Below are 26,987 nucleotides of genomic sequence, written 5' to 3'. Positions count from 1 at the left end.
ATATCAGATGCGTATAGAGCGAGTGACGATGACCGGGGCGGATGACCGGACCGACCCGCTGGCCCTTCTGGACCTCTCGCGCCGCTACCCGTTCGTCGAATGGGGGGTCCTGTTCTCCGAGCGGCGCGCCGGCACGGCCCGTTACCCGGGTCCGGACTGGATCCGCACGCTCCTGCGCCTCGCCCCTTACCGGGAGGGGGCGCGTTTCGCGGCACATCTTTGCGGGGGGACCATGCGCAGCTTCATGGGGTCCTTCGGCGGAGTGTCCGAGCCGGACCTCAACGCTTGGCTCGTCCCGTTCACATTGACGATGTCGGAGTATGATTCATTTTTCGGACGCACACAGGTCAACTTCGACCAGGAGCGGGAGCGGTTCGACGAGACCCGTCTTGCGACAATGATCCGGCGCTGGAAGGTCCAGACCCGTGGTGATCTGATCACCCAGCATAACCAGGCCAACGCTGATCTCTGGCCGGCGATCCAGTCCGCTGACCGGTCTGACGGACGCGGGCGACGTCACCAGGTCCTGATGGACGCGTCCGGGGGCAGGGGGGTCTCGCCCGAGACCTGGCCGCGCCCGATCGCCGGGGTCTTCTGCGGGTACGCGGGCGGTCTCGGACCGGACGGGATCATTGCGGACCTGGACCGGATCGCAGATGTGGTCGGGGACGGGGTGATCTGGATCGACATGGAGGGTCGCCTGCGGGACGCCACGGACCGGTTCGATCTTTCGCGGGTCGAGACGGTGCTCAAGGCCGTTTCGGACCGGGTCCTCTGATGCGGCGGTTCCTGCGGGACGCCCGGCGCGGCCTCGGGCCAATGCCCCATGTCGGACCCCATCCGGGGGTTCCCATTGCGCTCGTCCTGATCGCCATCGGGGCCGCCGCGGGTGCGCAGAGAGGCGGTCTCTCCGGCTCCGGGCTCGGCGCCCTCTTCATGATGTCCTGCATCCTCCCGATCCTGTTGATCGCGGCGGCGGACCGTGCCCGTCTTTCCGACCGGATCACCAAAAACTGCGCCGTTAGCTCAACCGGATAGAGCGGCCGACTTCTAATCGGCAGGTTGGGGGTTCGAGTCCCTCACGGCGCGCCATTTCTCTCTTTTGTGGACAACCGGTTTTTTTCGCTTCCCCGTTTCACCCGCAAGGGACAGCATGAGGGTGCGGAAAAGAGAGGAGGGCGTGATGACCACGACGCAGACCTCATCCCAGACGCGCCGGGTCCCGAGGAGCCGGCTCTGGGGCGGCCCGAGGCCGGGTGCGGAGCTTGACGGGCTCACGCGCAGGCCCGAAATCCCCGCCCCCTACGACTGAACACCCACCCTTTTCCCGCAGACCCGGCAATAAGCCGGTGATCCCAGGCCGCCCACGCGAGAAAGCGGGGCGGCCATCTCGTCAGAGGAGCTTTTATCAGGAGGCCAGAAAGGAGCCGATCATGTCCGTCCCGAACTACCCCGCCCTCGTCCTGAACGCGGACTTCTCCCCAGTCCGCATTCATCCGCTCAGCACCTGGGGGTTTGAGCGGGTTCTCCGGGCGGTCCTGAAGGATCGGGTGGTCGTCCTGGAGGAACATGATGCGGAACTGCGCTCAGCGAACCTCACATACCGCCCCCCCTCGGTGATCGCGCTCAGGCGCTACGTCCGACCGCAGAGCGCGGTCCCGTTCAACCGGATGAACATCTTCCTGCGCGACGGGTTCCGGTGCCAGTACTGCGGAGACCAGTTCGATACCCGAAACCTCACCTTCGACCACGTGATCCCGCGCTCGCGCGGGGGCGGGACGAACTTCGAGAACATCGTGAGCGCATGTGCACCCTGCAACAGCCGTAAGGGGAGCGAACCGATGCGGCCGCTTCGACAGCCGCGGACGCCGACCCCGCGGGAGATGTCCCGGATCGCACGTCCCGACACGTCGGGCATGTGCAAAAGCTGGATTGACTATCTGTACTGGGCGGGTTGCCTGGATGAGGATTGAGAAGGCCCCCGGGGGAGACCCCGGGGGCCTTTTTCGTTTTCTCGCCTCAGTACCGGCCCCAGGCCCAGGAGGGGACCCCGAACCCGGCCACCATCAGACCGAAGCCGATCAGGCAGAGCGTGAGAAAAGCAGCCACCCCGTAGAGGGCCCAGCGCCGCGCCCGATCCGCGGCGGCCGCGTCGCTGTTCCGATGCCGGTCCCTGATCTTTCGAAGATGTCTGGTGCTCATCGCGCGGTCCCTTACTTTTTTCGCAAACATGTGGAAAAACTATTTCCAAGTCAAGCTCGCCTGCATACATCATGTGCATGTCACAATTTTTCGCACAACGCGCCACGACGGAACAGATGAGATAAGAACATGACTTCTGATATCGCACATCCGGACAGCAGTCCGATCGACGTCTTCGAGGAGGCGTCACGGGAGGTGTCCGACATGATCGCCGCCCGCTTTCAGGTCCGCTCACGCGGTCGTCCGAAGATCCGCAAGGAGGAGGCGGAGCGCCGGGAGGCGCGCCGGGTCCGCTTCGGGGCGAAGCTGAGACGCATGCGGGAGCGGATGGGTTTGACCCTGGCGGAGGCGGCCGCGCGGGCTGGCATCTCGAGCCCGCGGAAACTCTCGCAGTACGAGACCACCTGCTACCCGCCCGGATGGGTGATCCGCGCGATCGCCCCCGTCTACGGGGTGGGGGAGACCTACCTGGCCGAGCTGGTTCTGAAGCACAACGATCCGGATCTGTATCAGGCGCTGATGTCCAAGGAAGACAACGCGGGAGAGGGGAGCGAGGAATGAAAACCATCGGTTTGAGGACCGGGATCGCGGTCAGCCTGTTCGCCCTCATGGCGGGTGGTGCACTGGCACAGACCCCGCCGTCCGCCCTGTCGGGCGTCGCGGGGGTCACCTTCGAAGGGGAGATCGGGGGCATGTCCGTCTGGTCCGTCCCCGGGATGACGGATCTCTTCGCGGTCACCCCGGACGGGCGAACCATCGTTCGGGGGGCGATCTTCAACGGGTCCGGACGGGACGTCGGGGCCGCCTACCTCGGTGCCGAACCGGCCCCGCTCCTGACGACCCATGCGCAAAAGCCGAACACGATCCCCGCCGAGGCGGCGGAGCCGGCGCGGGCAGAGGCCCCTGTCGAGACGGTGAGCCCGACCCTGGTTGACGCGGGTGACGGCTTTGCCGATCTGCGCGGCTCCGACAGCTGCCAGTCCCCGATCCTGGGCGGCGGACCCGCCTTCGGGGCCCCGCAGGTCGCCGGCTGGGACCTCGCCGGGAACGGGAACCCGCCCGTGATGGAGGAGCCCCCGCTCGACGCGAACGGCCTCGTGGACGGTGCCGCCGTCGCGCGGAACGCTGAGCGCGCCTTGGAGGGGTTCTCGGAGGAGGAGCGTCGGGAGACCCTGCTCGACCTGGTGAACCGCCTGCGCGCGGCCACGACGCAGGAGGAGTTCCTGCGCTCTATCGCGGACTGGCGCGCGGAGATCGACCGGAAACGGGCGGAGAAGGGGCTTGACCGGTTTTATACGGCGGACGGGTCTGCCCCGCTCCCCGCGGCAGCCTCCGAGAACACCCCCACCACTCTTGCACCGGAAGAGATCATCACCACGGTCCTGCCGGACGTGACGGAACGGGTCGGGGTGACGACGCTCGAGCCCCCGTCTGTGACGGTGACCCCGCTTGAGGCCGCCACGGCCGATCCGGTCAGCGCGGAGCTCCCCCTCGAGGCCCGCCTCCTGGAGGACGCGCGCAAGAACGCACTCTGGTTCTCGGTCGGCTCGAACAGCGCCCCCGCCGTCTATGCCTTCATCGACCCGACCTGCCCCTACTCGGCCCGCGCCGTGGCGGCGATCTCCGAGCAGATCGGGTCCGGCTCGCTTCAGCTGCGTGTGATCCTCGCCCCGGTCGTCTCGGAGCGGGCCGCGGGTCTGATCGCCGGGGTCCTGACCGCCGAGAAGCCGCCGCTCGCCTTCTTCGATCACGAGGTGGCGCTGGCGGAAAGCGGCCGGTCCGAGCTCGTCCCGGGTGAGTTCACCTCGCTTCCGGGCCCCGTTCAGGCCGGGATCAAGCGGAACTACGACATGATCCGGGACTACCGGATCCCCGGGGTCCCGTTCTTCGTCTATGAGACCGCGGAGGGGGCGAAGGTGGTCTCCGGTGCGCCCGAAGGGATCGGGTTCCCGGGGGCTATGGTCGACCCCTATAACGGGACGAAGTGATCCCGCTGAACGGATGAGGGCCGGTCGATAACGACCGGCCCTTCTTCGTTCGCCCCCTTCCGGTCTTCGCGGACCACCCTTCAGGGGGACGGCAGGTCATCCGGCTCAGGGGCGCCCTGCCGGGCCAGGACCCCCGCCTCCTCCCAGCTCAGCACGGACCCGTCATTCTCCCTGCCCATCCAGCTTCTCGGATCCCCCAGACAGACCCCGTCGATCAGCCGCAGCGCAACCCCGTCCGTCCGGCAGGCCCCGTTTGGTCTCGTCCCGAACCCGGCGAAGGCGCAGGGGTGCCCGCCCCCGATCGGGGTGTGCGGCGGCCCCCCCTCCAGGAGGGTCAGCCCCCGCTCCGTTTCGATGAAGTCGAGCGTGCAGGCGAACCCGTCCGCCGGGAACCGCTTCAGCGTTTCGCGCAGGTGCGGCCGGGAGAGCGCCTCCGGGGAGGCGTGACGCAGCAGCTCCACGTCCATCCAGCGGGGGTGGAGGCCCAGTTCCAGGCCCGCATCGACGACCCTTTGCGCCGCATCCGCCGCCTCGAGCGCGCGCGCCGCGTTCTCCGGCGTGACCTCTCCCACCCAGCCGTAGTAGGCGGCGACCCCGGTAACCTGACCGTTCTCGACGAAGCAGCGCCACTCCATCGGCCAGCGCCCCTTTCCGGCGAACTGGGACCCGTGCCGATGCGGGTCGGCCGCCTCCCCGTAGCGGGCGGCGGTGACCCAGGGGCGGGCGAGGTAATGGAGCCGGTCCTTATGTCCGGCCGCGAAGGTCTCAATGAACCGTTTGTCGGTCGCGTCGATCCGGGCCCGGTTCCCGACCCGGACCCAGCCGGCGCCGACCTCAACACCCTCAGCAAGGCGCGCCCCCTCGCGGCCGTCCCCGACCAGGCCGGTCCCGGCCAGGCTCTTCAGCATGCTGGACCCGGAGATGTTCGTCCGGATCATCCAGTCATAGGGTACGTTCTCCATCGCCCGGAAGAGCCGCTCATGGACCTCTGCGGGGTCCGGACCGTCCCGGTCAGGCGGAGACATCCCGTCCAGCTCCGGCAGCGCCCGCTTGAGGCCGCGCCCGATCGCGTTCGCGACGAACTCCGGCAGCTGAAGCTTCTGGTCGATCGCGCCCAGCTCCGCCTCGGTGAGCGAGAGGATCTCCATCGCGGGGACGAACGGGACCCCGGCCCGCTCCGCGAGCAGGAGCCAGTGACGCAGATCGCAGGCGTCGAAAGGCCCGCCGGACTCGATCCGGTCCGGATCGACCCAGGAGGCCGCTTCCCGCTCGACCCGCTCCGCGATCTCTGCGATCCCGGTAAGCCGCTCGCGGGACTCCTCCACGGGTCCGCGCAGCAGGGCGCCCGTCTGAATACCGAGACGGCGCAGGGTCCGGGCGGTCTCCCGCTGTCCGGAGATGAAGCTGATCCGGCCGATCAGGTCCTTGAGGCTCATGGGGCGGTCTCCTCAGTCCGGTTCCGGCCCGGACCGGTCCGGAGCGGGGAGGGCGCGAAGGGCCGCCGCGTAGAGGTCGCGGGTGCCCGGGACGTCACGCCCGTCCCCGACGAAGCTGTCATCGCGCCCGGTCAGCTCAAGCCAGTCCGCGTAGGGGAGGGGGGCGTCCGGGACGAGGCTCGGGGAGAGGGCGACCTCCCGGTCCGCCGCGGCCCGCAGGGCCGCCTCCTGACGGGTCCCGGGGAACGCCACGAACTCGAACCCCATCTCGGACGGGGACGGGTTCGCGTTCGACCCGAGCGCGAGCTCGAACAGGGCCTCGTTCGGCGAGGAGGGGAGCCAGCTGTTGTCCCACCAGGCGTCCAGGTAGGCGTCACGCGCGGCGCGCACCAGACGTCCCATGTCGGAGACCTCGGCGCTCACCTCGAAATAGATCTCCGCCCCGTGCACCCTCAGATCCGACACCCGGACCCGGTCAATCCCGGCCTCCTGCGGGTCAAGCGGGAGGCTCAGCATGCGGGCCTCCAGATCGGACGGGGTGATCTCCGCCCCGGACGAGGGGCCGATCTCCGTCCGGAACGTCTCCTGATCGGTGACCCGGATCAGCGCGCCGACCCGGACCGTCGCGGGGCTGAGGAGCGTCTGCTGCGCGAGCCCGCTCGCGAACGGCCTCGGGGCCCCCTCCAGCTGGGCGTCGTACTCCCCGTGGGGGCCGACCCGGAGCGTCAGTCGCGCGGGCAGGTCGAACGCGCCCGGCCCCCCGTCCCAGTCGAGGGCGAGGGTCGTAACCCGGTCCCGCCCCTCGACCACGGAACCCTCCGGGGTCGCGCGCGCCCCGGTGACCGCCTCCGCGAGGGCCCTCGCGAACGCCTCGACCCCCTCTCCTGATCCGCTCATCTCATCCCCCTCAGCACGGCTCCGGCTCCGGGTCCGGCTCCAGATGACCCAGGACCCGCTCGAGGAGCTGATCAACCTCCGCGCCGAGCCGGGCGAGGCTGTCCCCGTTGTTCTCGAAACGCAGGTCGGGCCGGATAAGGGCGGTCGCCTTGTCCGTCTCGAGCCCGGTCAGTGTGGACCCGTCGCGAGTGATCTCGACGATCACGCCCCCCATGCGTCGGATCACGTCCACCTCGTAGACGATCGACTCCGCGATGACACGCGCGTCCGGGTCCCGTTCAAGCGCGAGCCGGATCTCCTGACCGATCGTCCAGTCCGGCCCCATCTGGACCCCCATGAACTGACCGAGCCGCTCCATGAAGTAGCGCGGGGTCTGGCTCTCGGGCAGGAGCGGGCAGGGGAGATCCTTCAGGTCTCCGTTCACCATCCGCGCCGCCTCGTCCGGGGTCGCGCCGATATGGGTGAAATAGCCCACACAGGCCGCCTTCCCGCCCTGAAACGGGTGGATCCGACGAAAGCCGTGGTGCGCAACCAGGTGGTCGGCGACCCGGCTCTTGCCGACCCCCCGACGTCCCGAAAGTCCGATGATGAGTCCGGCCATCCGCCGCTCCTTTTTATGTTGTCCCCTCACATGAGGAGGTCCGGGGTGTCGGACGGCTTGGGCCTGTCCACCCGAAGGAATCCGTCCTCACCGATGACGATTTTCGCGTTCGACCTGATCGGGATCTGATCGCTGATCCGGATCTGCACTCGACTGTTACCCCGCAGGGGGGCACCGCATTTCAGGTCCGACAGCCGGTCCTCAGAGAGGCGGCTCTCTCCCCAGTTGATGACCGGAAACCGATCCCGATGCCGAAGATCCTCCTCCACGTTCTCCAGCCTGATCTCGCGCCCCGGCGCCGGGGCGAGGATCGAGATCTGAACAGGGGTGGCGCCGGTGGCCGAGCCGATCTCGGAGAGTCCGTCGGACACTTTGCGGGTGAGACGGTCCGAGACCCAGAGAATCTGATCTGAATCGAGCGCCGAGATCCCGCGCGTCGGATTTGGGGCGGTCTCCGGGAGGGTCCGAGCGATCCGGATCGCGTTATCCGCCACCGCCCCACCGCCGATCGCGGTGTTGAGGTTGAGGTTCACGGTCTTCTCCACCACCGCGGCGGGTTCTTCCGGGGCCTGTGCGACCTTTTCAGTCACCTCCGCCTTCGCGCCCGACAGGAACTTCTTGTAGAACGCCTTGCCGGCCTCGTAGATCCCGTAGGCCTCCGCGGCCATGGAGGCCAGGTCGATCGCGGTCTTCACCGTCTCCTTGGTCCAGGTGATGACGCTCTCCGCGGAGGGGGCGGCGTTCCGGATCTGGTCGCGCAGCATGGCGGCCGCCTCGGTCCCGGACCGCCAGGTCTCGCAGAACACATCTCGCGCCTGATCAACGGCCGGTCCGAGGAATGCGCGCGCCTTGTCCATCTCCTCCCGGACCCTCTGGGACAGCTCCACCCCGACGGACTGGAGCCACTCGCCGACGCTGTGCAGGGTCGCCGCGGTCTGATGCAGCGCCCCGTCATAAAGGGCCGAGATCTGGGCGATCGGGTCCGTGAACGGGTTGAGCGAGACCGCGTACTGGAAAGCCTCGTGCAGCGCCTCCAGGCCGCCCGGCATGACGTAGCCGAAGTAAGCCCCGGCGATATAGGCGCCGGCCGAGAGTAGGGCGCGCCGGCCCGCACCGGAAGAGAGGAACGTCCTGATGTTTTCCTGCATAGGGCTGACCCTCCTTTTGGCGTGTGAGCGACGATACGCATCCGACGTGAAAGTATAAACGGATTTTCGCAATCCCGGATGATCTGGTGGGGATAACCGGTCGCGACCTGAAAAAGATAGCTTGCGAAATTTTCGCGCCGTGGCAGCATGATCTCATGCCCATCGTGATCGTCGCCACAGATGACACTTACCTGGGCCCGGCCCGCGACCTGGTCGCCACCGGGACAGAGCGGAGCGGGGTCCCCCTGAGCGAGGCGCTTCGACAATCGCTCGCCCTGGCGATCGCCCGCGCGATGCGGAGACCCGTGGATCCTGACCGGCTCACCTGGCGTCTCGCGCTCGCCCGCGAGCGGGGAACGGAGCGGGATGCGCTCGAGGTCGCGGAGGACTGTCTGATCTCGCTCGGGCTCTTCCCGGAGCGGGTCAGACGGGTCGGTCCGATCCCGGCCTACGTCGGTGTGGGTCGCGCCGCCTACCAGGCCGCCGGCCATCTTGAGCCCGCCTACGGGTTTCACCTGATGGTGGAGGCTCTACGTTTCCTCGCGGAGCCGGACCGTACGCGTCTTTTGGATCTTGCACGAGACGGGAGCGTCGCTGCCGCGCACCGCCTGCGGGGGCAGGGGGTTATCGTTCTGCCGAGACGTTAGAGGGCCCGTCTGGCTCCTGCCGCCACGCCCGGGGCATTCGGAGATGAGGCTTGCTCTAAATTAGCAAAATATTTCTGTTTTTCGCACATGCGAGCCGGGGCGTCCAGACCGAATGTCGTCCCGGTCAGGCCGGATCGGGCGCCGCGCCAGCCACGGTGACCGGGTCCGGACGCGGAGGCGCGATCTGGTCCCGATAATCCGCCGGGTCCCGTACCCGGTCGTAGATCTCGCGCGTGATCCGGATCATCCGGGTCCCGTCAATCCCCCGGTTCAGAGACGGCTCCCCCTGGACCTCCGGGAAGGCGGACCAGAGGCCGATCTCGCGACGGGTGAAGTCACACAGGGTCCGGATATCCCGGACCACCTCCTGGAAGTCCTGATCGCGCGAGACGATCATGATGTTGGCGCAGTCAGGGCGGCGGGACGCCGCCATGACGTCGAGAGCGAGCCTCAGGTCGATCCCCTTCTCGCGGGCGCTGAGAACCCGGTACCCGCCCGGCGCATTCGGGTCCGTCTCGGTCAGATAGCGCAGTTCCCGCGTCACCACCTCCACCCCGCTCTCGCGGGCCGCGGCGAGCTTGTTGGTCCAGAAGCCGGTCCACATGGGGGAGTATTTGCGGACGGGCATCCCGATGTAGAACCGGACCCGGGTCTCGAGGGACGGGTCGATCTCCTCGGAGAGCTGACGGCCGAGAGCGAGGATGTCGAAGTCCGGGTAGCGGAGGCCGAAAGCCCTCTTGGCGGACAGGTAGAGGTTTTGCCCGTCGATAAAGATGTGGTTCCGTTGTGCGTTGATCCTGCTCATCGGTCTCGCCTCCTGTCTGAAGGTAGAACTGATCTGCGAAAAGCCGAACGCGTATATTTCTGTGGACGATCGCGCGCACCTCTCTCCCCGTCGTGCTAGGTTAGCGCGAGATGCTGAAAGCCTGCCGAAAGGGGACCCCATGCGCAGAACCCTCCTCCTCCGGGGCGCGCTCCTCCTCGGCCTCGCCGCCGCGCCGGCCCAGGCCCAGGAGACGCTGCTCACCACGATCCTCAAGGGGGCGCTCCCGGGCGCCCAGGTGACCTGGTCGGAGGGGGTCGGCGAGGCCGGGGTGGAGACCTACCGGGACCTGTTCATCCTCCATGACGGGGTGAGGACACGGGCCGAACAGCTCCGGGTCGGGACCGTAGACGGCGCAGCCTCGATCGAGGCGACCGGTCTCGTCATCAACCTGGACAGCGACAAACGCTTCGCCCTGGAGATCGGGACCCTCCGGCTCCGTGCGGCCCCCGGTCTTTTGGCCGCGGTTTCTGACCCGTCACGTCTGCTTGACCTCTGCGCGACCGGGATCGGTGACGCCGCCGTGGAGGCGGGGCGGGTCCGTCTCGTGCGGGAGCTCCCGCCCGCCGCACCGGGGGGCCGATACGTCCGGTCGGAGACCCGGATCGAACGGGCCGAGGTCAGCAAGGCCCGGCGGGCGACCGGCTCCGGCTGTGCGGTCGACCTCGGTTTAAGGGTCACGGATCACCAGCTGGTCCGATCGGACCAGTCTGGTCTGAGCATCATTCAATACGAGACCTCCCTGACCCTCCCGGGAAATCTCGCCACGCTCGCCTCCGGGGAGGTCCCCGACCTCCTTCTCACGGGCCTTTTCGGCGGGGCGGAATACCGTCTCCCGGGAGGTGCGGCGGCCGCGACGGCCCGCGACGGGACCGCGACCCTCAGGATCGCGTCTCTGGGTGCGACCCCCGCACTGACCGCTCTGCTTCGGACCCGGGGCGGAACGGCGGGGGAGCGCGTGCTCGCCGTGATCAACGCCCTCATCCCGGCCCGCGCAGAACTCACCGGCTCAGTGGCAGGGCTCATCCTGAAACCGGAGGACTTGATCCCGGCGAAGAGGGCCTCTGGCCTTTCCCGCGGCTCACTCACCAACCTGATCGGGGACTACAGGCTCTCCGCCCAAACGGAAGGCGGCCGGATCTCGGCGGAGATCAGTTCCGAGGTGATCGGGGTCGGCACGACCCGTTTCACGCTGGGGGCGGTAGTTAGCCCTTACCCGGAGACGCGGGCGGCCCTCAGCTGGTCCGACCCGATCACGGAGCTTGCCCCCCCGATCCGACTGTCGGGCGTGGAGGTCGAGCAGCGGGATGCGGGCCTGCTTCGGGCGATAGAGCTTATCACCGGGTTCCCGGTCAGCGTCCTTGCGGCGATCTACATCGAGGAGGGGGTCAATGAGGAGCCGGAGCCCTGGCGCCCGGCGCTCAAGCGGCTCGCCGGCGATCTGGCCCGCTTCTTCCTGCTGAGCCTTGAGGAGAGGGCGGGGCGCCTGACCCTCACCACCCCCACGGACCTCACGCTTCAGGAGACGATCCGACTTCTCGCCGTGAAACCCGAACTCGCGGATCAGCTCTACCGGATCGAGGTGGGCCCGGCCACGGACTGATCAGGGCTCCGGATCCTCGAACTCCTCCGGCATCAGGAGCGCGGTTTCGTCGATACCGACCCGGGCCTCCCGGCCGAGCACCTCGCGGATCGCGTTGGCCACGGAGTTGACACAGCCGGACCCCTCGTTGGAACCAGCCCAGGCGCCGGTCACCAGTACCGTCACGCCGCTCAGAAGCGGGGCGATATCCGTTGCGGCCGCCTCCTGGCCGTCATGCACCAGCGCGCCCCCGTCGCTGCGCAGCCCGGACCATGACGGGTAGGGCCGCTCCCCTGAATCGCAGCCCCAGATCCGGCCCGCGACGTGGCCGGAGGCGAGGGCCCTGGCCACCGCCTCATCGATCAGACGGTTCTCCGCGCGGGACAGCTCATCGCTGAGCGCGCCGTCGATGACGATAACGGGTCCCACATGGGTGCGCACCCGATCGAGGACCTCTGCGCGCGCAGCGTCCGCCTCCGAGCGCCCCAGCTGGGATCGGGCGGAGCCGCACATCGAGCCGGGATGCACGAGGACAAGCGCCTCCGTCTCCGTCATGGCGCGGGTCATGCCGGACTCATGACGCTCCTGGAGTGCCGCGATCATCTCCGGGGTGGCGAAGACGTGTTCGATCGCCGAGTGGATCAGGAAGACCGGGCCGGAGGGGTGCGCGGCACAGCGCACATGATGATCCGCCTCTATCCGGAGGCCGTGACGATCGTAGCCGAGCCCGCGCGTCAGGTCACACATCTGTCCCCTGCCGATCCGGGCCCTGAAGGCCTCAAGGCCGATCTCCTCCGACTCCTCGATCAGAAGCTCGAGGGCGCCGAGCTGATGAGGCGGCCAGCCGACGCAGTCGCTGAAGAAGGGAGGGGGAGGCGCGATCGCGCGGGTCCTGTCGACCATGAAACTGCTCCGATCCGGGTTCCCGAAGAGGATGTGCTCGATCTGCGAAAATACCGAGTGAAACCGTTTCTCATTTTCGATCAGCGCAGGCACCTTACGTCTGACGCCAGATGTGTAAGGACGACCCCGTGAGACGCACCTTTCGGGCCGCGATCGCGGCCCTCGCCATCACCAGCACCGCCGTGGCCGCTTTCGCGGATCCGGTGACCGTTCCCGAACGCCTGATGGGGGATCTTCAGACCGACCTCGAACTGACCGAGGTCCAGGCGGCCGGCCTCGTCGGCAACCTCGCGCGGGAGACCGGGAACTTCCGCTATCTTCAGGAGCTGAACCCACTCATCAGGGGGTCGCGGGGGGGCTTGGGGTATGCCCAGTGGACGGGGCCGCGCCGGGACGCCTTCGTGGAGCACGCCGCGGGCCGTGATCTCATGAGCTATGAGGTGAACTACGGGTTCCTTGTCCATGAGCTCGAGGGGGATTACGCGCATGTCCTGGATCGTCTTCGGGGGGCCGAGGATGAGGCGGAGGCGGCGAATATCGTCATGAGGGGCTACCTCGCGCCGCACCCGAAATACCGCCACCTTCAGGACCGGATCGACTACGCGACCGCCTATCTGAACGGGGACTTCGACGGGTCCGGCTGCGTCTCGACGCATCTGCGGTATGAGGTGGACGGGATCGAGGCGCTCGACACCTGTCCGGTCGAGGTGGATCTCGCCGAGATCCGTCCGCGGGCCCGTCCGACCGGGCTCGGGCCCGCGCCTGAGACGACGGTCTCCGAGGTCAGACCGGTCACGAGGCCGGACTCGCTGCTTCCGACATATCCGGCCGGAACCTGTGTCGTGCCGGACGTGATCCTCGTCGCGGACCCGTTCGCCCCGGTGCGCCCGGACGGTCCGGAACCGTCCTGACTTAACATAATCTCTATTATGCGATAAAGATTTTCAGTCTCTTTTCTTCCGATTTTCAATCGGTTGGGACGGAACCTATGGTCTTAACGCATAGAGGTCCCGCCTGACCACGCGATGCGTGGCTTCGGGGGTTACCGGCGCGTTCGGGATCTCGCCGCGCAGAGCGCGCAGAAGAAGCCCGGGAAGGTTCACACCGGAGAGGCCCGTGATCCCGACACCGCCGGACATCCGTCCGTTCAGCTCCAGCAGGTGCTGTTCCCCGTCCAGGTCCTCCATCGTCTGAAGGTTCAGAAGACCTGAGAGGCGCATATCCTTGACCAGTCGACGCGCCATCTCCAGCCCGACCGGGTCCGGTCCGACCATCTGCTCCGAGCCCCCTTTCAGGCGGCTGACCGCGCCGAGCAGGACCCCGTCGAGACAAGCGAAGTCGACGCTGCGTTCGGGGTCTCGCATCAGCGGCATCAGCATGATCTCGCGGCCGCCACCGTGCAGGTCGAGAAGGGCCCGATACTCCGTGGGCCGGATCGGGACCGGACCCAGATCGGCCGGACCCAGGCGGCGCGCCTCCTCCTCGGTCAGGAGGGTCCGGAAACCGGCCCCGTAGATCCCCACGACCGGCTTCACGCAGAGCGGACGGCCCGGATGCAGATCCCGCATCTCCTCGAGCGCCCGCGAGAACCCGTCCCCGTCAAGGAAGGTCAGAAACGGGGTGACCCGGATCCCGATCTCCTCGGCCCGGCGCAGAAACCTCCCCTTGTCCTCGATCAGGTCTACCACCTCCGCCGTGCCGGCGTGAAGGATCCGGACCGGACCGGTCTGAAGACGGTCGCGGGCGGCAGAGATCTCGACCCGGTGTCGGTACGGGATCAGAAGCTCCGCCCCGTGACCTCGGGCACGATCCAGCAGCCAGTCCGGATACCAGTCCGGCATCCGGTCCCGGTCGGTACCGGGCTCCTGCTCGAAATGGTCCGCCACCTCGGAGACCCGGTGCCCGGCCCTCTGGTCGGTCGCGATCACGACGAGATCCGGGACCGCCGCACGCATCAGGCTGATCACGTCCGGGAGGGAGGAGAGATGGTGATTGAACAGGATTCGCATCAGCGAGGACGCCTCTTGAGAAGGGGTGGGACCCGGAACGGTCACGGGATTGAGGGATCAGGCGGACGGGTCGTCCGGGGCACGAAGGCTCGCCTCGTAGTTGCCGACCATCTCGGCATGGAAAGAGGGCAGCCAGTCCTCATCCCAGCTGACCCGTTCGACTTCCGCGATGAAGGACTCGATCGTGCGGGGGTCCGTCGGCGCATGTTCGGTCAGGACGATGTCGGTCACGTCGTGATAGACATGGTCCTCATCCGGGCGCCACATCGGCTTCGTCGCCCTCATCTCCGAGAGCAGGGTCTCGAACCTGACCCGGTCCGCCTCCGCCAGGGGGGCCAGAACCGGACCCTGCTGCGGGGCGAGCAGCCCCTCCAGGACGCGGATCTCATCCTTGTAGAACTGGTTCTGAAGATCCTGGAGGCGGATCTGGCCGGGGATGATCACCCCCCAGAGCTCCTCGTCCTCCGGCGGGAGCATCGCACCGATGAGCCGGTCCCGGTCCCCCAGGGTGATCGGCCCGGAAAAGATGACAGTGCGCGAGATCTTGTAGTTCGACCCGTCCCGATAGCGGTAGGTGATCGCGGTATTGCGTGGATCCGTCACGGATGACCCCCTCTGATCTGAACCGGCTCATCCCCTTCCGGACCAGATTTCCGGCTAGATTTTGCGAGTCAGTATTTAATTTTCGCACATCATGTGATATTCAGTTGGGACGAGCAAGAGCTGAAAAGCCGAACAGGAGATTCTTGATGAAAAAAGACTCTGGCGATCCGTTCAGGATCGGAGACCTCGTCGTTTATCCGGCGCACGGCGTGTGCCGCATCGAGGCGATCGAAGAGCGTGAGCTTTGCGGGGCGAAGGTCCGTCTCTTCGTGATGAGCCTGAACCCGGAGCGGATGACCCTGATGGTCCCGACGGACCGGGCCGCAAGTGCCGGGATGCGCGCCCTCTCTGACCCCGAGCTCGCCGAGGCGGCGATGAAGCTGATCGGCGGACGGTCCCGCTCGAAGCGTGGAATCTGGTCCCGCCGCGCCCAGGAGTACGAGAAGAAGATCCGATCCGGGGACCTGATGCAGGCGGCCGAGGTGGTCCGCGACCTCCGTGGCGGGACGGATGACCCGGGTGGGAGCTATTCGGAACGTCAGCTCTACGAGCTGGCGCTGGCGCGCGTGACGCAGGAGGTCGCAGCCGTGCTGCGCACCGGGGAGTCGGTGGTCCGCTCCAGGATCGAGACGGCGCAGGCGAGCCGCGCCGCCTGATCAGGGCCCGCCCGGACCCTCGATCTCGATCGTGATCTGCGGCCCGGTCGCGTGCGCGACCCGCTCCACGATCCCGTGCAGAAGCTGCGCGTGGGTCGCGCTGACCTCGCCGCCCATCAGAAGCCCGATCCGTCGGGTCAGGTCATCCGCGACGTTGCCGACGGCCGCGTGAAACGCGAGATCGCGGGAGATCCCGCCGACCTGTGGCAGCCCGCTCGCCTCCAGTGCCCGCTCCACCGCCTCCCGATCCGCCTCCCCGGCCAGGGCCGGCGCGGGGGTCGACCCGTAATCGGGACCCGGCGCCCCGAGCAGGAGCCGGATCTGCATCAGGTTCGCCTCCGCCGCGTCCTCGCTGAAGCCGCGCTCCGGGACCCGGCCGTCGAGCCCGACCGCCTCCCGAAGGACCGACTCGAGCTGATAGGCGGTGAACTCGGGCGCCTCGAGACCGGGCGTCTCCGCGATGAGGTCCGCCGCGATCCGGTCGAGCGCCTGGGGCCCGGAGAGGGCGGCGAGGAGCCGGTCCGCGGTCGGCTCCGGCGGGAGACCGGGGATCTCCAGGACGGTGAGCTCGCTCACCAGGTGCTTGCGGATGAAGCTCGTGACCCGGTCCGGGTCCCCCTGCCCGATCAGCTCCGCGAGCTTTTCAGTCCTAAACGGCGGCGCCTCCTGGGCCGTGGAGACCGCATGATCCGCCACCTCCCGGAGCCTTTGCGCCATCAGCTGATAGCGGTCCCGGCCCTCACAGGTGGCGTGCTTGCCCCAGAACCCCTCATAACCCCGCTCCAGGTCCCGGAACATCCGCTTGAGGACGCCTCTCGGGCTGACGGGTCTGCGCATGGACATCGGATCTCTCCTTTTGCTTTTCCCGAACATTAGGGATGATCCGTGAAAACGCGAACCGAGGATATTTCTGTTGCGTTTGCGAAAAATTGGGATATAGTTTTTCTATTCCAATATGGATCCCGCTGGAGGTGAGATGTCGCGCATGTCGTCCGATTTTCTGTCGCAGGGGGCGTCGGCCCCGCGGGCCGATCTGGTCCCGCTCATGGTGCACCCGTCCGATTACGACCGTCTGAAGAAGCTGGCCGGGATCTGGCCGGTGGAGGACACGGTTTCCCGCCTGATCGACGTGTTCATCGCGACCGGGGCGACCTCCGCCTCCCAGGCGTTGCGCGCAACCGTCCGTCCGGAATCGGAAACGGTCGAATTTGCGAAAAACGCTCCCGATGCGGCGACGCCCGTTGTCGAGACCTCCTCCGCGGTCCGGATCACTCCGGAGCCGACGACGGTTCCGGCCCCCTCCGCCACGGCGAGGCCCGAACGGCGTTTCTCCCCCGTGACAACGAGCAAGCTGACGGACCGGGGTGTGGAGTCGAGGGCTCCCTCCCCTTCCGCCGCCGCCCGTCCCGCCTCGTCGGGAACGGCGAGGCGGGAGCCGAAACCGCTGACCTTCAACCGGACCGACTATCCGGACCTGCGGTTCACCGCGCTTGACGGGTTCAGCTTCGGCTCGGTGAGCCGGGAGGGGACCGGCCTCACCTGGTGCCTCCTGTTCGAGGAGGCGGTCGCCCAGGCGATCGCCGCCGGCCAAGGTCCGGAGGTGCTCGAGGCGTCCGGGGTCCGGGTCCGGGCCGGGAAGCACTCGGAGCGGGGGTTCCGCTGGTGCGAGCGGCTGAACCTGTCCGTGCAGGTGTCGACCAGCAACTACATGTTCACCCGCGTCCTGCGCCTCTCCGACCTGATCGGGGTCCCGGTCCGGGTCGGGCTCCGCTGGGAGAAGACGGCGGGCGCGTCCCATCCCGGCCGGACCGGCCTGATCGCCTCCAAGCCCCTGCCCCGGTCCGCGCCGCGCCCGAAACAGGCGAGCCTGCCGCTCCCTGAGGGGCCGGCGCCGGAGGCGCGCTTCCCGACCCCGGGCTGCCTGGTGAGCTTCGTCTATCAGGACCGTCGGGACGAGGAGAAGCTGGTGCAGCTGGTCCTGGGCGCGGCGGACCCGGTCGCGGGACAGGTGTCGGTCAGCAGCCCGCTCGGCCGCGCCCTCCTGGACACCGCGGTCGGCGGGACCGCCGTCCTTGACATCAGGGGGACGGAGCGCCGGATCCGGGTGCTCGACGTCCTCACCACCTAAAGGGCCGGCCCGCCCCAATGGGGCGGGCAGCACGCCTCCAGCGCGCTGATCGTTCGGGCCGAGATCCGCCCGATCAGCGCCCGCGCCTCCGGGGTCGCCACGTCGAGCCCGATCCGGGCCCCCTCCCCCTCCGAGACCTCCGCGTCGATCCGGTGCGTCGGGAACATCATCGGGGCGGCGGAGGTGGCCAGCGCCACGTCGATCAGGCGGAGCCCCCCGTGGTGGACGCGGGAAAAGAGGACCGGGTCCCCGTCGGAAACCCGGGTGGCCGGGATCAGCACGTCGAGCGGCAGATCTGAGAGTCGAAGATCAGGACGGGGGAAGGCCCGTATCAGGTCCCGGAGCGGGGCCGGGTCGTATTTCGGCCGGGTGAGGAAGCGGAGCGCGTCCCGCGCCGCGGAGAGTCGCCCCCCGCGCACCGGCCCGTTCGGGAAGAGGGCCGGACCCACCTCGAGGAAGGTGTCGACGATCCGGCGGGCCGGGACCCCGGCCGCGAGCGCGAGCCCGATGATCCCGCCGATCGAGGTGCCCGCGATCAGCTCGTACCGGTCCCGCAGGCGCCCCGGCCCGGCCGCCTCGATCGCGGCGAGCACCTGGGCGGTGAACAGGCCCTGATAGCCGCCGCCCGACAGGACGAGGATCCGGAACGGAGCCAAGAGGCTCAGGGGCCCGCGGGGGCGGACCCGTCCTCTCCGAGGAGATGCACGAAAAGGTGGCGTTGTTTCAGAGCGTGGTGACATCCTCACCCGGCCGAGGCCGGGTGCTTCCTGATTTTTTCGTATCCGTGAGGTTTCGGTTTACGCTCCAACGACAAAACGCCGATGGGAACGAGTCTGGCCTTCCGCCGTAGGCCGAAGCCACCGGCGGTGTTCTCATTGGATCTCAGGTCGCAAGAGGTCGACGTTTCATCGGGGGCTCTGACGGGCTCCTCACCCGTCCCCGGCGCGCTTTCGCGCGCCTGAGGCGTCGCCCCCTCCACGTCTTTCGATCCCCTGCCCGGGGCCGTCGTCAACTTGTGCGTCCCGAACGCGATCAGCTCCGCGATGTTGGCGGAGACGACGTCGCGCGGCGCGCTGACCCCACAGGCGGGGCAGTGATGCCACCGGTCCCGCAGCGTCTTCGGGACGGAGGCGCCGCAGACGCAGGTCTGGCTGTTCCCGCCAACCCCCTCGCGCCGGTTCGGGACCGGGACCAGACGGGGGCCGAGCGCGGAGGCGAGCGCGTGGCGCTGCTGCGCCAGCGCCCGGTCGGACGCGATCCGGGCCAGCCTCCGGTTCCGGATCATGAACATGAGCCCGTGCGCCTCGTAGGCGACCCGGTCGTAGGCGTTGGCGACGCGCCGGGCGTTCACCTTGTGCCAGTGGTCCCGCACGTTCACGACCCGGGTGTGGGCGCGGCCCACCTCCGCGATCTGGCGCCGGAGCCGGTTCGGCCGCGGGAGCCGTACCGGCTCACGCCCCTCCGCCCTCGCGGCCCGGTTCTCCTCCGCCTGGCGCGCCTTGAGCGCCTCGAACTTGCGCGACAGGGCCCGCTGCGCCCTCCGCAGCCGGGCGAGCCCCTCGTCGAGTGCCCGCGGCGGGTCCAGCACCCGCCCATCCGACAGGGTCAGGGCGGCGGTCAGACCCGGGTCCGCACCGGCGTCCCCTACCCCTGCGCGTACGGGCTGGTAGAGGTCCTTGGCCTGGATCAGGCTGGTGAGGACGCACCACCAGCGCCCGTGTGCCCATTTCAGGGTCACGGTCTGGATCCGGCCCCGGACCTTGCGGTGATCATGCAGCCGGAACGTCCCGATCATGGACAGCTCGATGCGTCCGTCTTTCAGACGGGCCCCGTTCCCGTATTGGGGGTAGGTGATCGACCGGTACCGCTCGCGCCGGATCGGCTTCGGGGGGGCGCACGTTGGGGCGACGCTCCTTGAGCGCGTCCCAGAAACGGTTCCACCCCTCGTCGACCCGGTCCGCGATGTTCTTGACCACGAGGCTGTGGAGCGCCCCGGCCCCTTTCGGGTCCCGGCGGCGCCGCTCCGCGAGGACCATCTCCTGGTCCCGTTTCGTGAGCCGGGCCGGCGGGACGAGCCCCGCCTCCTTCGCGGCCCGGATCACGCGTCCGTTCTCCGCCCGGGCCTCGGCGAGGTCGTTGCGCAGCGCCCAGGCCGTGTCCAGCGCCCGGTGCAGGGCGGAGACGTCCTGATCGAGCCGGAGCGCGAAGCGCCAGGCCCGGATCTCGCCGGGGTGCTTGGGGCGCTTGACACGTTTCGCGCGCGGCTTCTTCATGCCGAGGCCCCCTGGGCGGCGACGTAGCGGCGCACCGCCCCCTCGGAGATCGCTCCCACGGAGGCGACGAAGAAGCTCGGGGACCAGAGGGACCCGCCCGGGACGCGGCCCTTAAGCCAGGGGAAGGTCGCGCGCATCCGGCGCGCGCTCTCCCCCTTGAGGCGGCGCGCAACATCGGAGGGGGGCGCGTCCGGCGGAGCGGTCACGAACAGGTGGACGTGATCCCGGTCCACCCCGACCAGCTCGAGCCCGTAACCGGCCCCGACCGAAACCTCAGACAGGACACGTTTGAGCGCCGCCTCCACCTTGCCGAAAAAGACGCGCCGTCTCCGTTTCGTCACGAAGACGAAATGGTACCCGAGGGCGCTTCGGCTGTGGCGGCGGCTTACGATCTCCATGATGCGAAAATACTTTACGCCTCACCTTTGTCAAGACAAAGTCAGGGGGAGATCGCGGCTTCGCCGATCACTCTCATCCCCGCACTGAAGTACGGGGCTTTCCCGTTGTTGATTGTAAGTTTACGACAGTTCAAATGTCGCGTCCATTTCGACGGGCATCGGCTCTTTGGCCGGCGAAAACGGGTCCTCAAGTATCACCGCCTCGAACCTGGGCGACCGGCCCAGTGACTGAATCGAAGGGTTTGGATTCCCGGTGATCTCGAGTATCTTCGTCTTCCCATCAGGGGAGACGACCGGTTCCCCGGTTACCTCCTTCGAGGTCCTCACGAAGACAACTCTGTCTTCATCTGTCGAGGCACGCGGTGCTGATGTGTTTTCGGTGGAAATTTCCGATGTCACGGTGTTGCCTTTCCCTTGTTTGCTCAGGTCTTTTCCAATCTGACCTTACCAGCGTGTCTTGAAAATTTCAAACTTCCCGCGTCTGGGTGATCGGTTTTTCCTGTCGGAGTGGTGCGATTTGCCCTTTGGTCGCCGCGCCCCGACGCAGACAGTTTTTTTGGCCCAAATGGACAAAAATTGCCTGTCGGAACAATGTTGTGAGGTGCGGCCGGGTCAGCCGCACTTGCTCCACCCGCAGGCGACGCATTTTTCGCAACCCGACTCCATCACCAGGTCGCAGGCGTCCGGGGTGTCACAGCCGGGGCGGGTCCGCTTCACCGGGCGCAGATCCGGGACCGGCTCCGCCGCGACCGGGGCGGCCGGGGCCGCCTGCGGCGCGAGGAACCCGATCGCCCCCATGTGCTCGAAGAGCTTGGCGCCGATCAGGGCGACCAGCGAGGGGACGTAGCGCCCCTCGACCCAGTGCCCCCCCTGCGGGTTCACGATCTGGCTCAGCTCCTCCGCGACGAAGCCGACGTCGCCGCCGCGGCGGAACACGGCGGAGATCATCCGGGTGATCGCGGCGAGCATGTCCGCGTCATGCGTGTTCTGGGTGTTCACGAACACCTCGAACGGGCGACGGACCCCCGCCTCATCGACCGCGTCGTTCACGGTCAGGTAGTAGGCGTGGGTGGCGGCCGGCCACTTGATCTTGTAGGTGCGCCCCTCGAGGACCGGGTCGCGCGGCATCGGCCGGGTCGAGCCCTGCGGGGCCGGGACGGGCGCGGGCTTCTCCTCCTTCTTCGCGGGCTCGACGGAGAGGACGGACCCGGTGATCTCGTTCGGCCGGTAGGTGGTGCACCCCTTGCAGCCGGACCGGAACGCCTCCTCATAGACCGCCTTGAAGTCCTCGAAGGAGATGTCCTCCGGACAGTTCACCGTCTTCGAGATGGAGCTGTCCACCCACTTCTGGGCGGCCGCCTGCATCCGGACGTGGTCGAGCGGCTTCAGGGTCTGCGCGGAGACGAAATAGTCCGGCAGGTCCGCTTCCGCCCCGAACATGTCCCGATACATCTGGACCGCGTAGTCGACCACCTCCTCCTCCGCCTTCGACCCGTCATCGAGCGTGATCTTGCGCTTGTAGGCGTAGGCGAAGACCGGCTCGATCCCGGAGGAGACGTTGCCCGCGTAGAGCGAGATGGTCCCGGTCGGCGCGATCGAGGTCAGGAGCGCGTTGCGGATCCCGTGCTCCCGGATCGCGTCCTGAAGGTCGGCGTCCAAATCCTGGATCGTGGGAGAGGCGAGGTACTTCTCCGCGTCAAAGAGCGGGAACGGCCCCTTCTCCTTGGCGAGCTCGACCGAGGCCCGATAGGCGGCGTGCTGGATCTTGCGCTGCCAGGCCTCCAGCTGGGCGGCCGCCTCCTCGGTCCCGTAGGTCAGGCGCAACATCAGGAGCGCGTCCGCGACCCCGGTCACCCCGAGGCCGATCCGGCGCTTCGCCTTCGCCTCGGCGAGCTGCTGCGGGAGCGGGAAGCGGGAGACGTCGACCACGTTATCCATCATCCGGACCGCGGTCGCCACCAGCTCCTCCATCTCCGCCTCGTCGAGACGGGCCTCATCCGTGAACGGGTTCGAGATCAGCCGGGCCAGGTTGATCGAGCCGAGCAGGCAGGCCCCGTAGGGGGGGAGCGGCTGCTCCCCGCACTGCCCGGTCAGCACCCCGTCGAAGCAGCCGGCGTGACGCTTCTCTTCCGTGAAGCAGTAGACCACGTCCGCCTCCTCCGAGAGCGGCTCGACGGCGATGACCCGGACCGGTCCGGACCCGTGCGAGGGGGCCGCCGCGGGCAGGTCGGTCCGGGCCGGGAGCCCGAGCCCCCTCAGGGCGGCGAGCGCCGGCGCGCCGATCAGGAGCGCGCCGTCCCCGCGGAGCGTCGCGGCCGCCCCGAGCGTGTTCAGGAGGAGCTGCACCGCGCCGAGGAAGCCCCGGTCCTTCGACCGGACGATCACCCCCTGCCCCGTGATCTCCGCGCCCGCGTCGATCAGCCCGGCGAGCCAGGCCAGGCGGGACGCGACGTCCCAGTCCGCGCCCGGCACGAAGCTCGAGGGCAGCGCCCCGTCGATCAGGCCGGAGAGCGCCTCGGGGAGGTCGGACCCGTCCGCTCCCGCCATGACCGTCGATTTTTTCGCAACCCGCGCCTGAACCGGCGCGCCGCCCGCGCGCATCCCCTGGGCGTAGGCCCCCTCGACCGGGGCGCCTGCGCGGACGACCGGCCAGTCATGGGTGAGGAGCGCCTGGCCCGGACGCAGGGCGGCCGCGTCGACCCGCGCGCCCGTCTCCGTCAGGAACCGGTGCGCGGTGGTGCAAATCAGGCCCCGCCCGTTGCTGAGGGAGACCCGGACCATCGGCTGGTCATGTCCGGTCACCCGCGGGGTCACCCGGGACCATTCCGCCCCGTTCCAGACCTCGACGGGCGTGTCGACGATCGTGTCGATCTCGCGCCAGCCCTGACGGGTCAGGATCGGGGTCCCGGCCGGCACGCAGGGGTTGGTCGCGGCGATCCGCTCCACGTAGGCGAGCGGGTTACGCTCGTTGATCCGGTCGATGAAGATCACGCCCGGCTCCGCGAAGGCGTAGGTGCTCTTCATGATCTTGTCCCAGAGGTCGCGTGCGCGCAGGGTCCTCCAGACCTGCCCCTGCCAGACCAGGTCCCAGTCCGCATCCGCCTCGACCGCCGCCATGAACGCGTCCGTGACCAGGACGGACAGGTTGAACTTTCGCAGACGGGCCGGGTCCCGCTTGGCGGTGATGAAGTCCTCCACGTCCGGGTGGTCGCAGCGCATCGTCGCCATCATCGCCCCGCGCCGGGAGCCGGCGGACATGATCGTCCCGCACATCGCGTCCCAGACGTCCATGAAGCTCAAGGGCCCGGACGCGTCCGAGCCGACCCCCTTCACGCGGGCCCCCTTCGGGCGGATCGTCGAGAAGTCGTACCCGATCCCGCCCCCCTGCTGCATGGTCAGCGCCGCCTCCTTCAGCATGTCGAAGATCCCGTCCATGCTGTCCGGGACCGTCCCCATGACGAAGCAGTTGAACAGGGTCACGTTCCGGCCGGTGCCGGAGCCGGCGATGATCCGCCCGGCGGGCAGGTAGCGGAACCCCTCGAGCGCCTTGTAGAAGCGGGCCTCCTGCTCGGCGCGGATCGCCTCCGGCTCGGCTTCGGCGAGCGCCTTCGCGATCCGGGACCAGGTGTCCTCGACGGTCAGATCGACCGGCCGCTTGTCCGCGTCCTTGAGGCGGTACTTCATGTCCCAGATCTGACGGGAGATGTTGGGCATCCCCGCCTCGGCGGGGCTCTTCTGGGCGTCGAGCATCGTGAACTCCGTTCGTTTCGGTTTTTCGCAAACCCCCGTCCGGTGTCCGGCGGGGTGACCTGATCGACTTTGCCGTTCCGGTGTGAAAATCGCAAGCAGGTTTTTCGCACAACTTGTGTCTCACAGGAAAAACATATCAATATGTAGATATTCCATCCGCCCCGATCCGGGGCGGATGCTCTGTCGGGACGCGCCCTGAACCGGTCATAAGCTGCCGGAAAAGGCGGAGATTCAACCGCAAGCGGACAGATGTGGCCGGTCAGGTCATTTCGACCCGGCCTGCCAGCGCATCCCCCAGCCGTAGTGCTCGTCCATCACCCGGTGCCCGGGGAAGAACCGGACCTCCCGGCTGACCCGAATCGCGCCCCCCTGATTCTCCAGCATGGCGATCGCGCACATCCGTTCGCGCGACCCGTGCTCGTTCATCCGGACCTCGATCTCCGGCTGGTCCGGGATCATCACCCGCACCACCCCGTCCGTCTCCGCCCAGTTCGGCACCCCGTCATAGATGAATGCGAAGATCAGGATGCGGTTGAACTCCGCCCACATCTCCCCGTTGATCTCGAGCCACTCCCCGTCCGTCACCGCCCCGGTCCGGTCGTCCCCGAGCAGCTTCGCGTAGGGGAAGTAGGCGTAATCCCCGAACCCGCCGCCCAGCGCCTGGACGCAGGTCCGGTTCCCGTACCGGTCCTCGACGAAGCAGCCCAGGTCCAGATCGACCGGTTTCGGCCCGAACATCTTCATGACCCCGCCCGTCTTCCCCTGGTTCCAGTTCAGGTTCACCCGGATCTTCCCGAACCGGCCGGTCCGCTTCTCGAGCGAGACGGTCCGGTTCTCCTTCGTCAGGCTCACCTTGGACAGGTTGACCTTCGGGGCTGGCGCGGGGGCTGCCGGTTTGACGCTCGGGATCCGGGTCAGGTCCGGACCGCGTGGGGCGGCGGCGGGTGCGGGCTTCGGGGCCGGAGCGGGGGCCGGGGCCGGATCGGAGATCTCCACCCCGAGATGGGTGGCGAGCGCCGCGAGCCCCCCGTTAAACCCCTGCCCCACGACCCGGACCTTCCAGGCCCCGTTCCGCGGGTAGAGCTCCGCCAGGATCAGCGCCGTCTCCGTCATCCCGGCGCAGGGGATCTTTCCGATGACCCCGCCGGCGTCCAGCCCGATCTCCGGCAGGCGCCCGAAGGCGGCCCGGTTCTCATGGATCGTCGCGGTGAGGATCACCTTTTCGACCCCGGCCGGGACCCGTCCCGGGCTGACCCGGAACCGGGTCTCCCCGTTCGCGGCCCCTTGAAGCGTGACCGCGCCGCCCGCGACGGAAGGTTGGCCGTAGAAGCACATGTCCTCGTCGGACCGGACCTTCCCGTTCGGGCCGATCAGGAAGGCGGAGACGTCGATCTCCGCCCCCGGGATCGCGCCGTGGCGGATCAGGACGGTGAGGTCCCCGACGGGGAGGGGGGCGTTCGCCCCGGGCGTGAGAATCGTCATGAGGCCCCCTTTCAGACCTTGAGGACGCCGGCCTTCTGGGCCGCCTTGAGCCAGTCCGGGTACTCCCCCATCATCAGCTCGAACATCTCCTCATCCGAGGGGGCGGCCGGGTCCGCCACCTGGAAGAAGTTCGCGTTGTCCACCTTCCGGCCGGTCAGCTCGTCGAGCCTCTCGAGGAACTCGAACCGGACCCCGGAGAAGAACCCGGACGCCCCGATCGCCATGAACTGCCAGAAGAGCGGCTCGGCGGAGGCGGCGCGCAGCTCCCTCTCCGTCTTCCCCTTGTCCTCCGTCCCCCCGTCCGTGACGAACATGACGTAGACCGGGAGCCCCTCCGGATTGTTTCGGGCGTAGAAGGTGCGGATCCGCTCGATGGCGGCCCCGTATCGCGTCCCCCCCTCGAGCGGGTGGCGGCGCTGCATGTCCTTGACGAAGGTCCGGTAATCATCGACCCCGATCGGTCCCCACTCGTGCACGTTCGCCCCGAACAGGAACACGTCGATCTCCCCGTCATCGTCGAACCGGTACCCGAGCGCCATGACCCGGCGCACGAGCGTGTCGATCTTCCCCGCCTTGTAGAGGGAGGACATGGAGCCGGAGATGTCCAGGCAGAGGGCCACCTTGGCCCGGTCCGTCAGGAGCCGCTTCTTCTCGAGCGAGACGCTCACCTTCTTGACGAGCGAGAGGAGCTCCTTGTCCTTCTTCTCGAGACTCACGAGGCGCTTCTCGAGGCGGATCTGCGAGGCCGGTTTCGCCGGCTCCGCTCGTGGGGGCGGGGCGGCGGGCGTCTGCGTCGGGGCGGGCGCCGGATCGGAGATCTCCACCCCCAGATGGGTGGCCAGCGCCGCGAGCCCCCCGTTAAACCCCTGCCCGACCACCCGGACCTTCCAGGCCCCGTTCCGCGGGTAGAGCTCCGCCAGGATCAGCGCCGTCTCCGTCATCCCCGCGCAGGGGATCCGGCCCCGGACCCCGCTCACCTCGAGGCTGATCTCCGGGAGCCGGCCGAAGGGGGCCCGGTTCTCATGGATCGTCGCGGTCAGGATCACCTTCTCCACCCCGGCCGGGATCCGGCCCGGGGCGACTGAGAAACGGGTCTCCCCGTTCGCGTCCCCCTGGAGGGTCACCGCGCCGCCCGCGACGGACGGCTGGCCGTAAAAGCACATGTCCGCGTCGGAGCGGACCTTCCCGGTCCCGGTCACGAGGAAGGCGGAGACGTCGATCTCCGCCCCCGGGATCGACCCGTGGCGGATCAGGACGGTGAGGTCCCCGGCAGGGAGGGCGGCGTTGGCGCCGGGTGCGAGCTCGGTCATGTGAGGGTCTCCTTGGGAGGGTCAGGGGGCGGAGCCGCCGCCCGCGATCAGGGCGAGGACGACCAGGACGGTGAACCTCCCCGGGCTAAACCCCGGGGCTTCCCTGCCGTGAGCGGCGGCGTTGAGCCCCCGCCCACGGCTGAAGTTTTTT

Annotated in this window: 27 protein-coding genes and 1 tRNA gene; 10 read left to right on the top strand and 18 right to left on the bottom strand. The window is 68.3% G+C overall.

Annotated elements, in window-relative coordinates; genetic code table 11:
* The first annotated feature begins 7 nt into the window (after positions 1-7).
* From C8N34_RS04615 to C8N34_RS04600, 3 genes are all read left to right on the top strand, one after another.
* Complete coding sequence (locus tag C8N34_RS04615) at positions 8-778, top strand: hypothetical protein (protein WP_108128020.1); 771 nt, start codon at positions 8-10, stop codon at positions 776-778.
* Between the two features lie 237 nt (positions 779-1,015).
* Positions 1,016-1,092 (top strand) — tRNA-Arg (locus C8N34_RS04605).
* Between the two features lie 341 nt (positions 1,093-1,433).
* Positions 1,434-1,973 (top strand): HNH endonuclease, encoded by a 540-nt coding sequence (locus C8N34_RS04600; RefSeq protein ID WP_108128018.1) that lies wholly within the window; start codon positions 1,434-1,436, stop codon positions 1,971-1,973.
* Between the two features lie 46 nt (positions 1,974-2,019).
* Here C8N34_RS04600 and C8N34_RS04595 read toward each other — a convergent pair whose 3' ends face one another.
* The gene (locus C8N34_RS04595; protein ID WP_108128017.1) at positions 2,020-2,202 is read right to left on the bottom strand and encodes a hypothetical protein; all 183 of its coding nucleotides are present in this window, start codon (positions 2,200-2,202) and stop codon (positions 2,020-2,022) included.
* A gap of 129 nt (positions 2,203-2,331) precedes the next feature.
* On the opposite strand from C8N34_RS04595, the gene C8N34_RS04590 reads away from it, so the two are divergent.
* Together C8N34_RS04590 and C8N34_RS04585 are read left to right on the top strand one after the other, a co-directional pair.
* Entirely contained in the window at positions 2,332-2,763 is a 432-nt protein-coding gene (locus C8N34_RS04590) for a helix-turn-helix domain-containing protein (protein ID WP_199750727.1), read from the top strand.
* Positions 2,760-4,190 carry a hypothetical protein gene (locus tag C8N34_RS04585; protein WP_108128016.1) on the top strand — a complete coding sequence of 477 codons (1,431 nt, stop codon included), beginning with the start codon at positions 2,760-2,762 and terminating at the stop codon, positions 4,188-4,190. Before C8N34_RS04590 ends, C8N34_RS04585 begins: the two co-directional genes overlap by 4 nt.
* A gap of 80 nt (positions 4,191-4,270) precedes the next feature.
* Here the strand turns inward: C8N34_RS04585 and C8N34_RS04580 are convergent, their stop codons facing one another.
* Genes C8N34_RS04580 through C8N34_RS04565 form a run of 4 tightly spaced genes read right to left on the bottom strand, consistent with a single transcriptional unit; the run spans position 4,271 to position 8,272 of the window.
* The gene (locus tag C8N34_RS04580) at positions 4,271-5,626 is read right to left on the bottom strand and encodes a hypothetical protein (RefSeq protein ID WP_108128015.1); all 1,356 of its coding nucleotides are present in this window, start codon (positions 5,624-5,626) and stop codon (positions 4,271-4,273) included.
* 12 nt (positions 5,627-5,638) lie between these two features.
* A complete protein-coding gene (locus C8N34_RS04575) occupies positions 5,639-6,523 on the bottom strand; it encodes a hypothetical protein (protein WP_108128014.1) in 885 nt (294 codons plus the stop codon).
* 10 nt (positions 6,524-6,533) lie between these two features.
* Positions 6,534-7,124 (bottom strand): hypothetical protein, encoded by a 591-nt coding sequence (locus tag C8N34_RS04570; protein WP_108128013.1) that lies wholly within the window; start codon positions 7,122-7,124, stop codon positions 6,534-6,536.
* Between the two features lie 26 nt (positions 7,125-7,150).
* A complete protein-coding gene (locus C8N34_RS04565) occupies positions 7,151-8,272 on the bottom strand; it encodes a hypothetical protein (RefSeq protein WP_108128012.1) in 1,122 nt (373 codons plus the stop codon).
* A 155-nt stretch (positions 8,273-8,427) separates the two neighbouring features.
* Here C8N34_RS04565 and C8N34_RS04560 point away from each other — a divergent pair, with 155 nt between their 5' ends.
* Positions 8,428-8,919 carry a hypothetical protein gene (locus tag C8N34_RS04560; protein WP_145693662.1) on the top strand — a complete coding sequence of 164 codons (492 nt, stop codon included), beginning with the start codon at positions 8,428-8,430 and terminating at the stop codon, positions 8,917-8,919.
* Positions 8,920-9,043: 124 nt separating this feature from the next.
* Here the strand turns inward: C8N34_RS04560 and C8N34_RS04555 are convergent, their stop codons facing one another.
* Positions 9,044-9,724 carry an NYN domain-containing protein gene (locus C8N34_RS04555; protein WP_158640757.1) on the bottom strand — a complete coding sequence of 227 codons (681 nt, stop codon included), beginning with the start codon at positions 9,722-9,724 and terminating at the stop codon, positions 9,044-9,046.
* A 139-nt stretch (positions 9,725-9,863) separates the two neighbouring features.
* Here C8N34_RS04555 and C8N34_RS04550 point away from each other — a divergent pair, with 139 nt between their 5' ends.
* Positions 9,864-11,345 (top strand): hypothetical protein, encoded by a 1,482-nt coding sequence (locus tag C8N34_RS04550; RefSeq protein WP_108128009.1) that lies wholly within the window; start codon positions 9,864-9,866, stop codon positions 11,343-11,345.
* On the opposite strand, the gene C8N34_RS04545 is transcribed toward C8N34_RS04550, so the two are convergent.
* Positions 11,346-12,320 carry a hypothetical protein gene (locus C8N34_RS04545; RefSeq protein ID WP_108128008.1) on the bottom strand — a complete coding sequence of 325 codons (975 nt, stop codon included), beginning with the start codon at positions 12,318-12,320 and terminating at the stop codon, positions 11,346-11,348.
* Between the two features lie 35 nt (positions 12,321-12,355).
* Here C8N34_RS04545 and C8N34_RS04540 point away from each other — a divergent pair, with 35 nt between their 5' ends.
* Positions 12,356-13,138, top strand: a complete 783-nt coding sequence (locus C8N34_RS04540) for a phage tail tip lysozyme (RefSeq protein ID WP_108128007.1) — start codon at positions 12,356-12,358, stop codon at positions 13,136-13,138.
* Between the two features lie 75 nt (positions 13,139-13,213).
* Here the strand turns inward: C8N34_RS04540 and C8N34_RS04535 are convergent, their stop codons facing one another.
* Complete coding sequence (locus C8N34_RS04535; RefSeq protein WP_108128006.1) at positions 13,214-14,236, bottom strand: ATP-grasp domain-containing protein; 1,023 nt, start codon at positions 14,234-14,236, stop codon at positions 13,214-13,216.
* A gap of 57 nt (positions 14,237-14,293) precedes the next feature.
* Positions 14,294-14,839: a hypothetical protein gene (locus tag C8N34_RS04530; protein ID WP_108128005.1), complete on the bottom strand. Its 546-nt coding sequence runs from the start codon at positions 14,837-14,839 to the stop codon at positions 14,294-14,296.
* 146 nt (positions 14,840-14,985) lie between these two features.
* On the opposite strand from C8N34_RS04530, the gene C8N34_RS04525 reads away from it, so the two are divergent.
* Complete coding sequence (locus tag C8N34_RS04525) at positions 14,986-15,495, top strand: CarD family transcriptional regulator (protein ID WP_108128004.1); 510 nt, start codon at positions 14,986-14,988, stop codon at positions 15,493-15,495.
* On the opposite strand, the gene C8N34_RS04520 is transcribed toward C8N34_RS04525, so the two are convergent.
* Positions 15,496-16,338 (bottom strand): hypothetical protein, encoded by an 843-nt coding sequence (locus C8N34_RS04520; RefSeq protein ID WP_108128003.1) that lies wholly within the window; start codon positions 16,336-16,338, stop codon positions 15,496-15,498.
* A gap of 133 nt (positions 16,339-16,471) precedes the next feature.
* Here C8N34_RS04520 and C8N34_RS04515 point away from each other — a divergent pair, with 133 nt between their 5' ends.
* The gene (locus tag C8N34_RS04515) at positions 16,472-17,623 is read left to right on the top strand and encodes a GreA/GreB family elongation factor (protein WP_145693664.1); all 1,152 of its coding nucleotides are present in this window, start codon (positions 16,472-16,474) and stop codon (positions 17,621-17,623) included.
* On the opposite strand, the gene C8N34_RS04510 is transcribed toward C8N34_RS04515, so the two are convergent.
* From C8N34_RS04510 to C8N34_RS04475, 8 genes are all read right to left on the bottom strand, one after another.
* Positions 17,620-18,279, bottom strand: coding sequence for a patatin-like phospholipase family protein (locus C8N34_RS04510; RefSeq protein WP_158640758.1), 660 nt, complete (start codon positions 18,277-18,279; stop codon positions 17,620-17,622). The two genes, C8N34_RS04515 and C8N34_RS04510, sit on opposite strands and share 4 nt — an antisense overlap.
* Before the next feature lie 86 nt (positions 18,280-18,365).
* A complete protein-coding gene (locus C8N34_RS04505; RefSeq protein ID WP_108128000.1) occupies positions 18,366-19,418 on the bottom strand; it encodes an RNA-guided endonuclease InsQ/TnpB family protein in 1,053 nt (350 codons plus the stop codon).
* Entirely contained in the window at positions 19,393-19,896 is a 504-nt protein-coding gene (locus tag C8N34_RS04500; RefSeq protein WP_108127773.1) for a hypothetical protein, read from the bottom strand. The genes C8N34_RS04505 and C8N34_RS04500 overlap by 26 nt, the downstream gene beginning before the upstream one ends.
* On the bottom strand, positions 19,893-20,294 hold the full coding sequence (gene tnpA, locus C8N34_RS04495) for an IS200/IS605 family transposase (protein WP_108127999.1): 402 nt from the start codon (positions 20,292-20,294) through the stop codon (positions 19,893-19,895). The genes C8N34_RS04500 and tnpA overlap by 4 nt, the downstream gene beginning before the upstream one ends.
* 120 nt (positions 20,295-20,414) lie before the next feature.
* A complete protein-coding gene (locus C8N34_RS04490; protein WP_145693920.1) occupies positions 20,415-20,693 on the bottom strand; it encodes a hypothetical protein in 279 nt (92 codons plus the stop codon).
* A gap of 213 nt (positions 20,694-20,906) precedes the next feature.
* Positions 20,907-24,044 (bottom strand): ribonucleotide reductase N-terminal alpha domain-containing protein, encoded by a 3,138-nt coding sequence (locus C8N34_RS04485; RefSeq protein WP_199750786.1) that lies wholly within the window; start codon positions 24,042-24,044, stop codon positions 20,907-20,909.
* A gap of 264 nt (positions 24,045-24,308) precedes the next feature.
* Positions 24,309-25,526, bottom strand: coding sequence for a TerD family protein (locus C8N34_RS04480; protein WP_108127997.1), 1,218 nt, complete (start codon positions 25,524-25,526; stop codon positions 24,309-24,311).
* A gap of 11 nt (positions 25,527-25,537) precedes the next feature.
* A complete protein-coding gene (locus C8N34_RS04475) occupies positions 25,538-26,836 on the bottom strand; it encodes a VWA domain-containing protein (protein WP_108127996.1) in 1,299 nt (432 codons plus the stop codon).
* Between the last annotated feature and the right edge of the window lie 151 nt (positions 26,837-26,987).

It is taken from the genome of Gemmobacter caeni (assembly GCF_003054195.1).
Lineage (GTDB): Bacteria > Pseudomonadota > Alphaproteobacteria > Rhodobacterales > Rhodobacteraceae > Gemmobacter > Gemmobacter caeni.
Note: the sequence above shows the minus strand (reverse complement) of the source record. Positions and strands in the feature narration are given on the sequence as shown.

Bases quoted from the DNA above. Each gene is read 5' to 3' on its own strand.
- C8N34_RS04550 (WP_108128009.1), top strand. From the start codon at position 9,864: ATGCGCAGAACCCTCCTCCTCCGGGGCGCGCTCCTCCTCGGCCTCGCC.
- C8N34_RS04585 (WP_108128016.1), top strand. From the start codon at position 2,760: ATGAAAACCATCGGTTTGAGGACCGGGATCGCGGTCAGCCTGTTCGCC.
- C8N34_RS04480 (WP_108127997.1), bottom strand. From the start codon at position 25,526: ATGACGATTCTCACGCCCGGGGCGAACGCCCCCCTCCCCGTCGGGGAC.
- C8N34_RS04570 (WP_108128013.1), bottom strand. From the start codon at position 7,124: ATGGCCGGACTCATCATCGGACTTTCGGGACGTCGGGGGGTCGGCAAG.
- tnpA (WP_108127999.1), bottom strand. From the start codon at position 20,294: ATGGAGATCGTAAGCCGCCGCCACAGCCGAAGCGCCCTCGGGTACCAT.
- C8N34_RS04600 (WP_108128018.1), top strand. From the start codon at position 1,434: ATGTCCGTCCCGAACTACCCCGCCCTCGTCCTGAACGCGGACTTCTCC.
- C8N34_RS04505 (WP_108128000.1), bottom strand. From the start codon at position 19,418: ATGATCGGGACGTTCCGGCTGCATGATCACCGCAAGGTCCGGGGCCGG.
- C8N34_RS04500 (WP_108127773.1), bottom strand. From the start codon at position 19,896: ATGAAGAAGCCGCGCGCGAAACGTGTCAAGCGCCCCAAGCACCCCGGC.
- C8N34_RS04535 (WP_108128006.1), bottom strand. From the start codon at position 14,236: ATGCGAATCCTGTTCAATCACCATCTCTCCTCCCTCCCGGACGTGATC.
- C8N34_RS04615 (WP_108128020.1), top strand. From the start codon at position 8: ATGCGTATAGAGCGAGTGACGATGACCGGGGCGGATGACCGGACCGAC.
- C8N34_RS04590 (WP_199750727.1), top strand. From the start codon at position 2,332: ATGACTTCTGATATCGCACATCCGGACAGCAGTCCGATCGACGTCTTC.
- C8N34_RS04555 (WP_158640757.1), bottom strand. From the start codon at position 9,724: ATGAGCAGGATCAACGCACAACGGAACCACATCTTTATCGACGGGCAA.
- C8N34_RS04580 (WP_108128015.1), bottom strand. From the start codon at position 5,626: ATGAGCCTCAAGGACCTGATCGGCCGGATCAGCTTCATCTCCGGACAG.
- C8N34_RS04515 (WP_145693664.1), top strand. From the start codon at position 16,472: ATGTCGCGCATGTCGTCCGATTTTCTGTCGCAGGGGGCGTCGGCCCCG.
- C8N34_RS04595 (WP_108128017.1), bottom strand. From the start codon at position 2,202: ATGAGCACCAGACATCTTCGAAAGATCAGGGACCGGCATCGGAACAGC.
- C8N34_RS04475 (WP_108127996.1), bottom strand. From the start codon at position 26,836: ATGACCGAGCTCGCACCCGGCGCCAACGCCGCCCTCCCTGCCGGGGAC.
- C8N34_RS04575 (WP_108128014.1), bottom strand. From the start codon at position 6,523: ATGAGCGGATCAGGAGAGGGGGTCGAGGCGTTCGCGAGGGCCCTCGCG.
- C8N34_RS04525 (WP_108128004.1), top strand. From the start codon at position 14,986: ATGAAAAAAGACTCTGGCGATCCGTTCAGGATCGGAGACCTCGTCGTT.
- C8N34_RS04560 (WP_145693662.1), top strand. From the start codon at position 8,428: ATGCCCATCGTGATCGTCGCCACAGATGACACTTACCTGGGCCCGGCC.
- C8N34_RS04520 (WP_108128003.1), bottom strand. From the start codon at position 16,338: ATGTCCATGCGCAGACCCGTCAGCCCGAGAGGCGTCCTCAAGCGGATG.
- C8N34_RS04565 (WP_108128012.1), bottom strand. From the start codon at position 8,272: ATGCAGGAAAACATCAGGACGTTCCTCTCTTCCGGTGCGGGCCGGCGC.
- C8N34_RS04485 (WP_199750786.1), bottom strand. From the start codon at position 24,044: ATGCTCGACGCCCAGAAGAGCCCCGCCGAGGCGGGGATGCCCAACATC.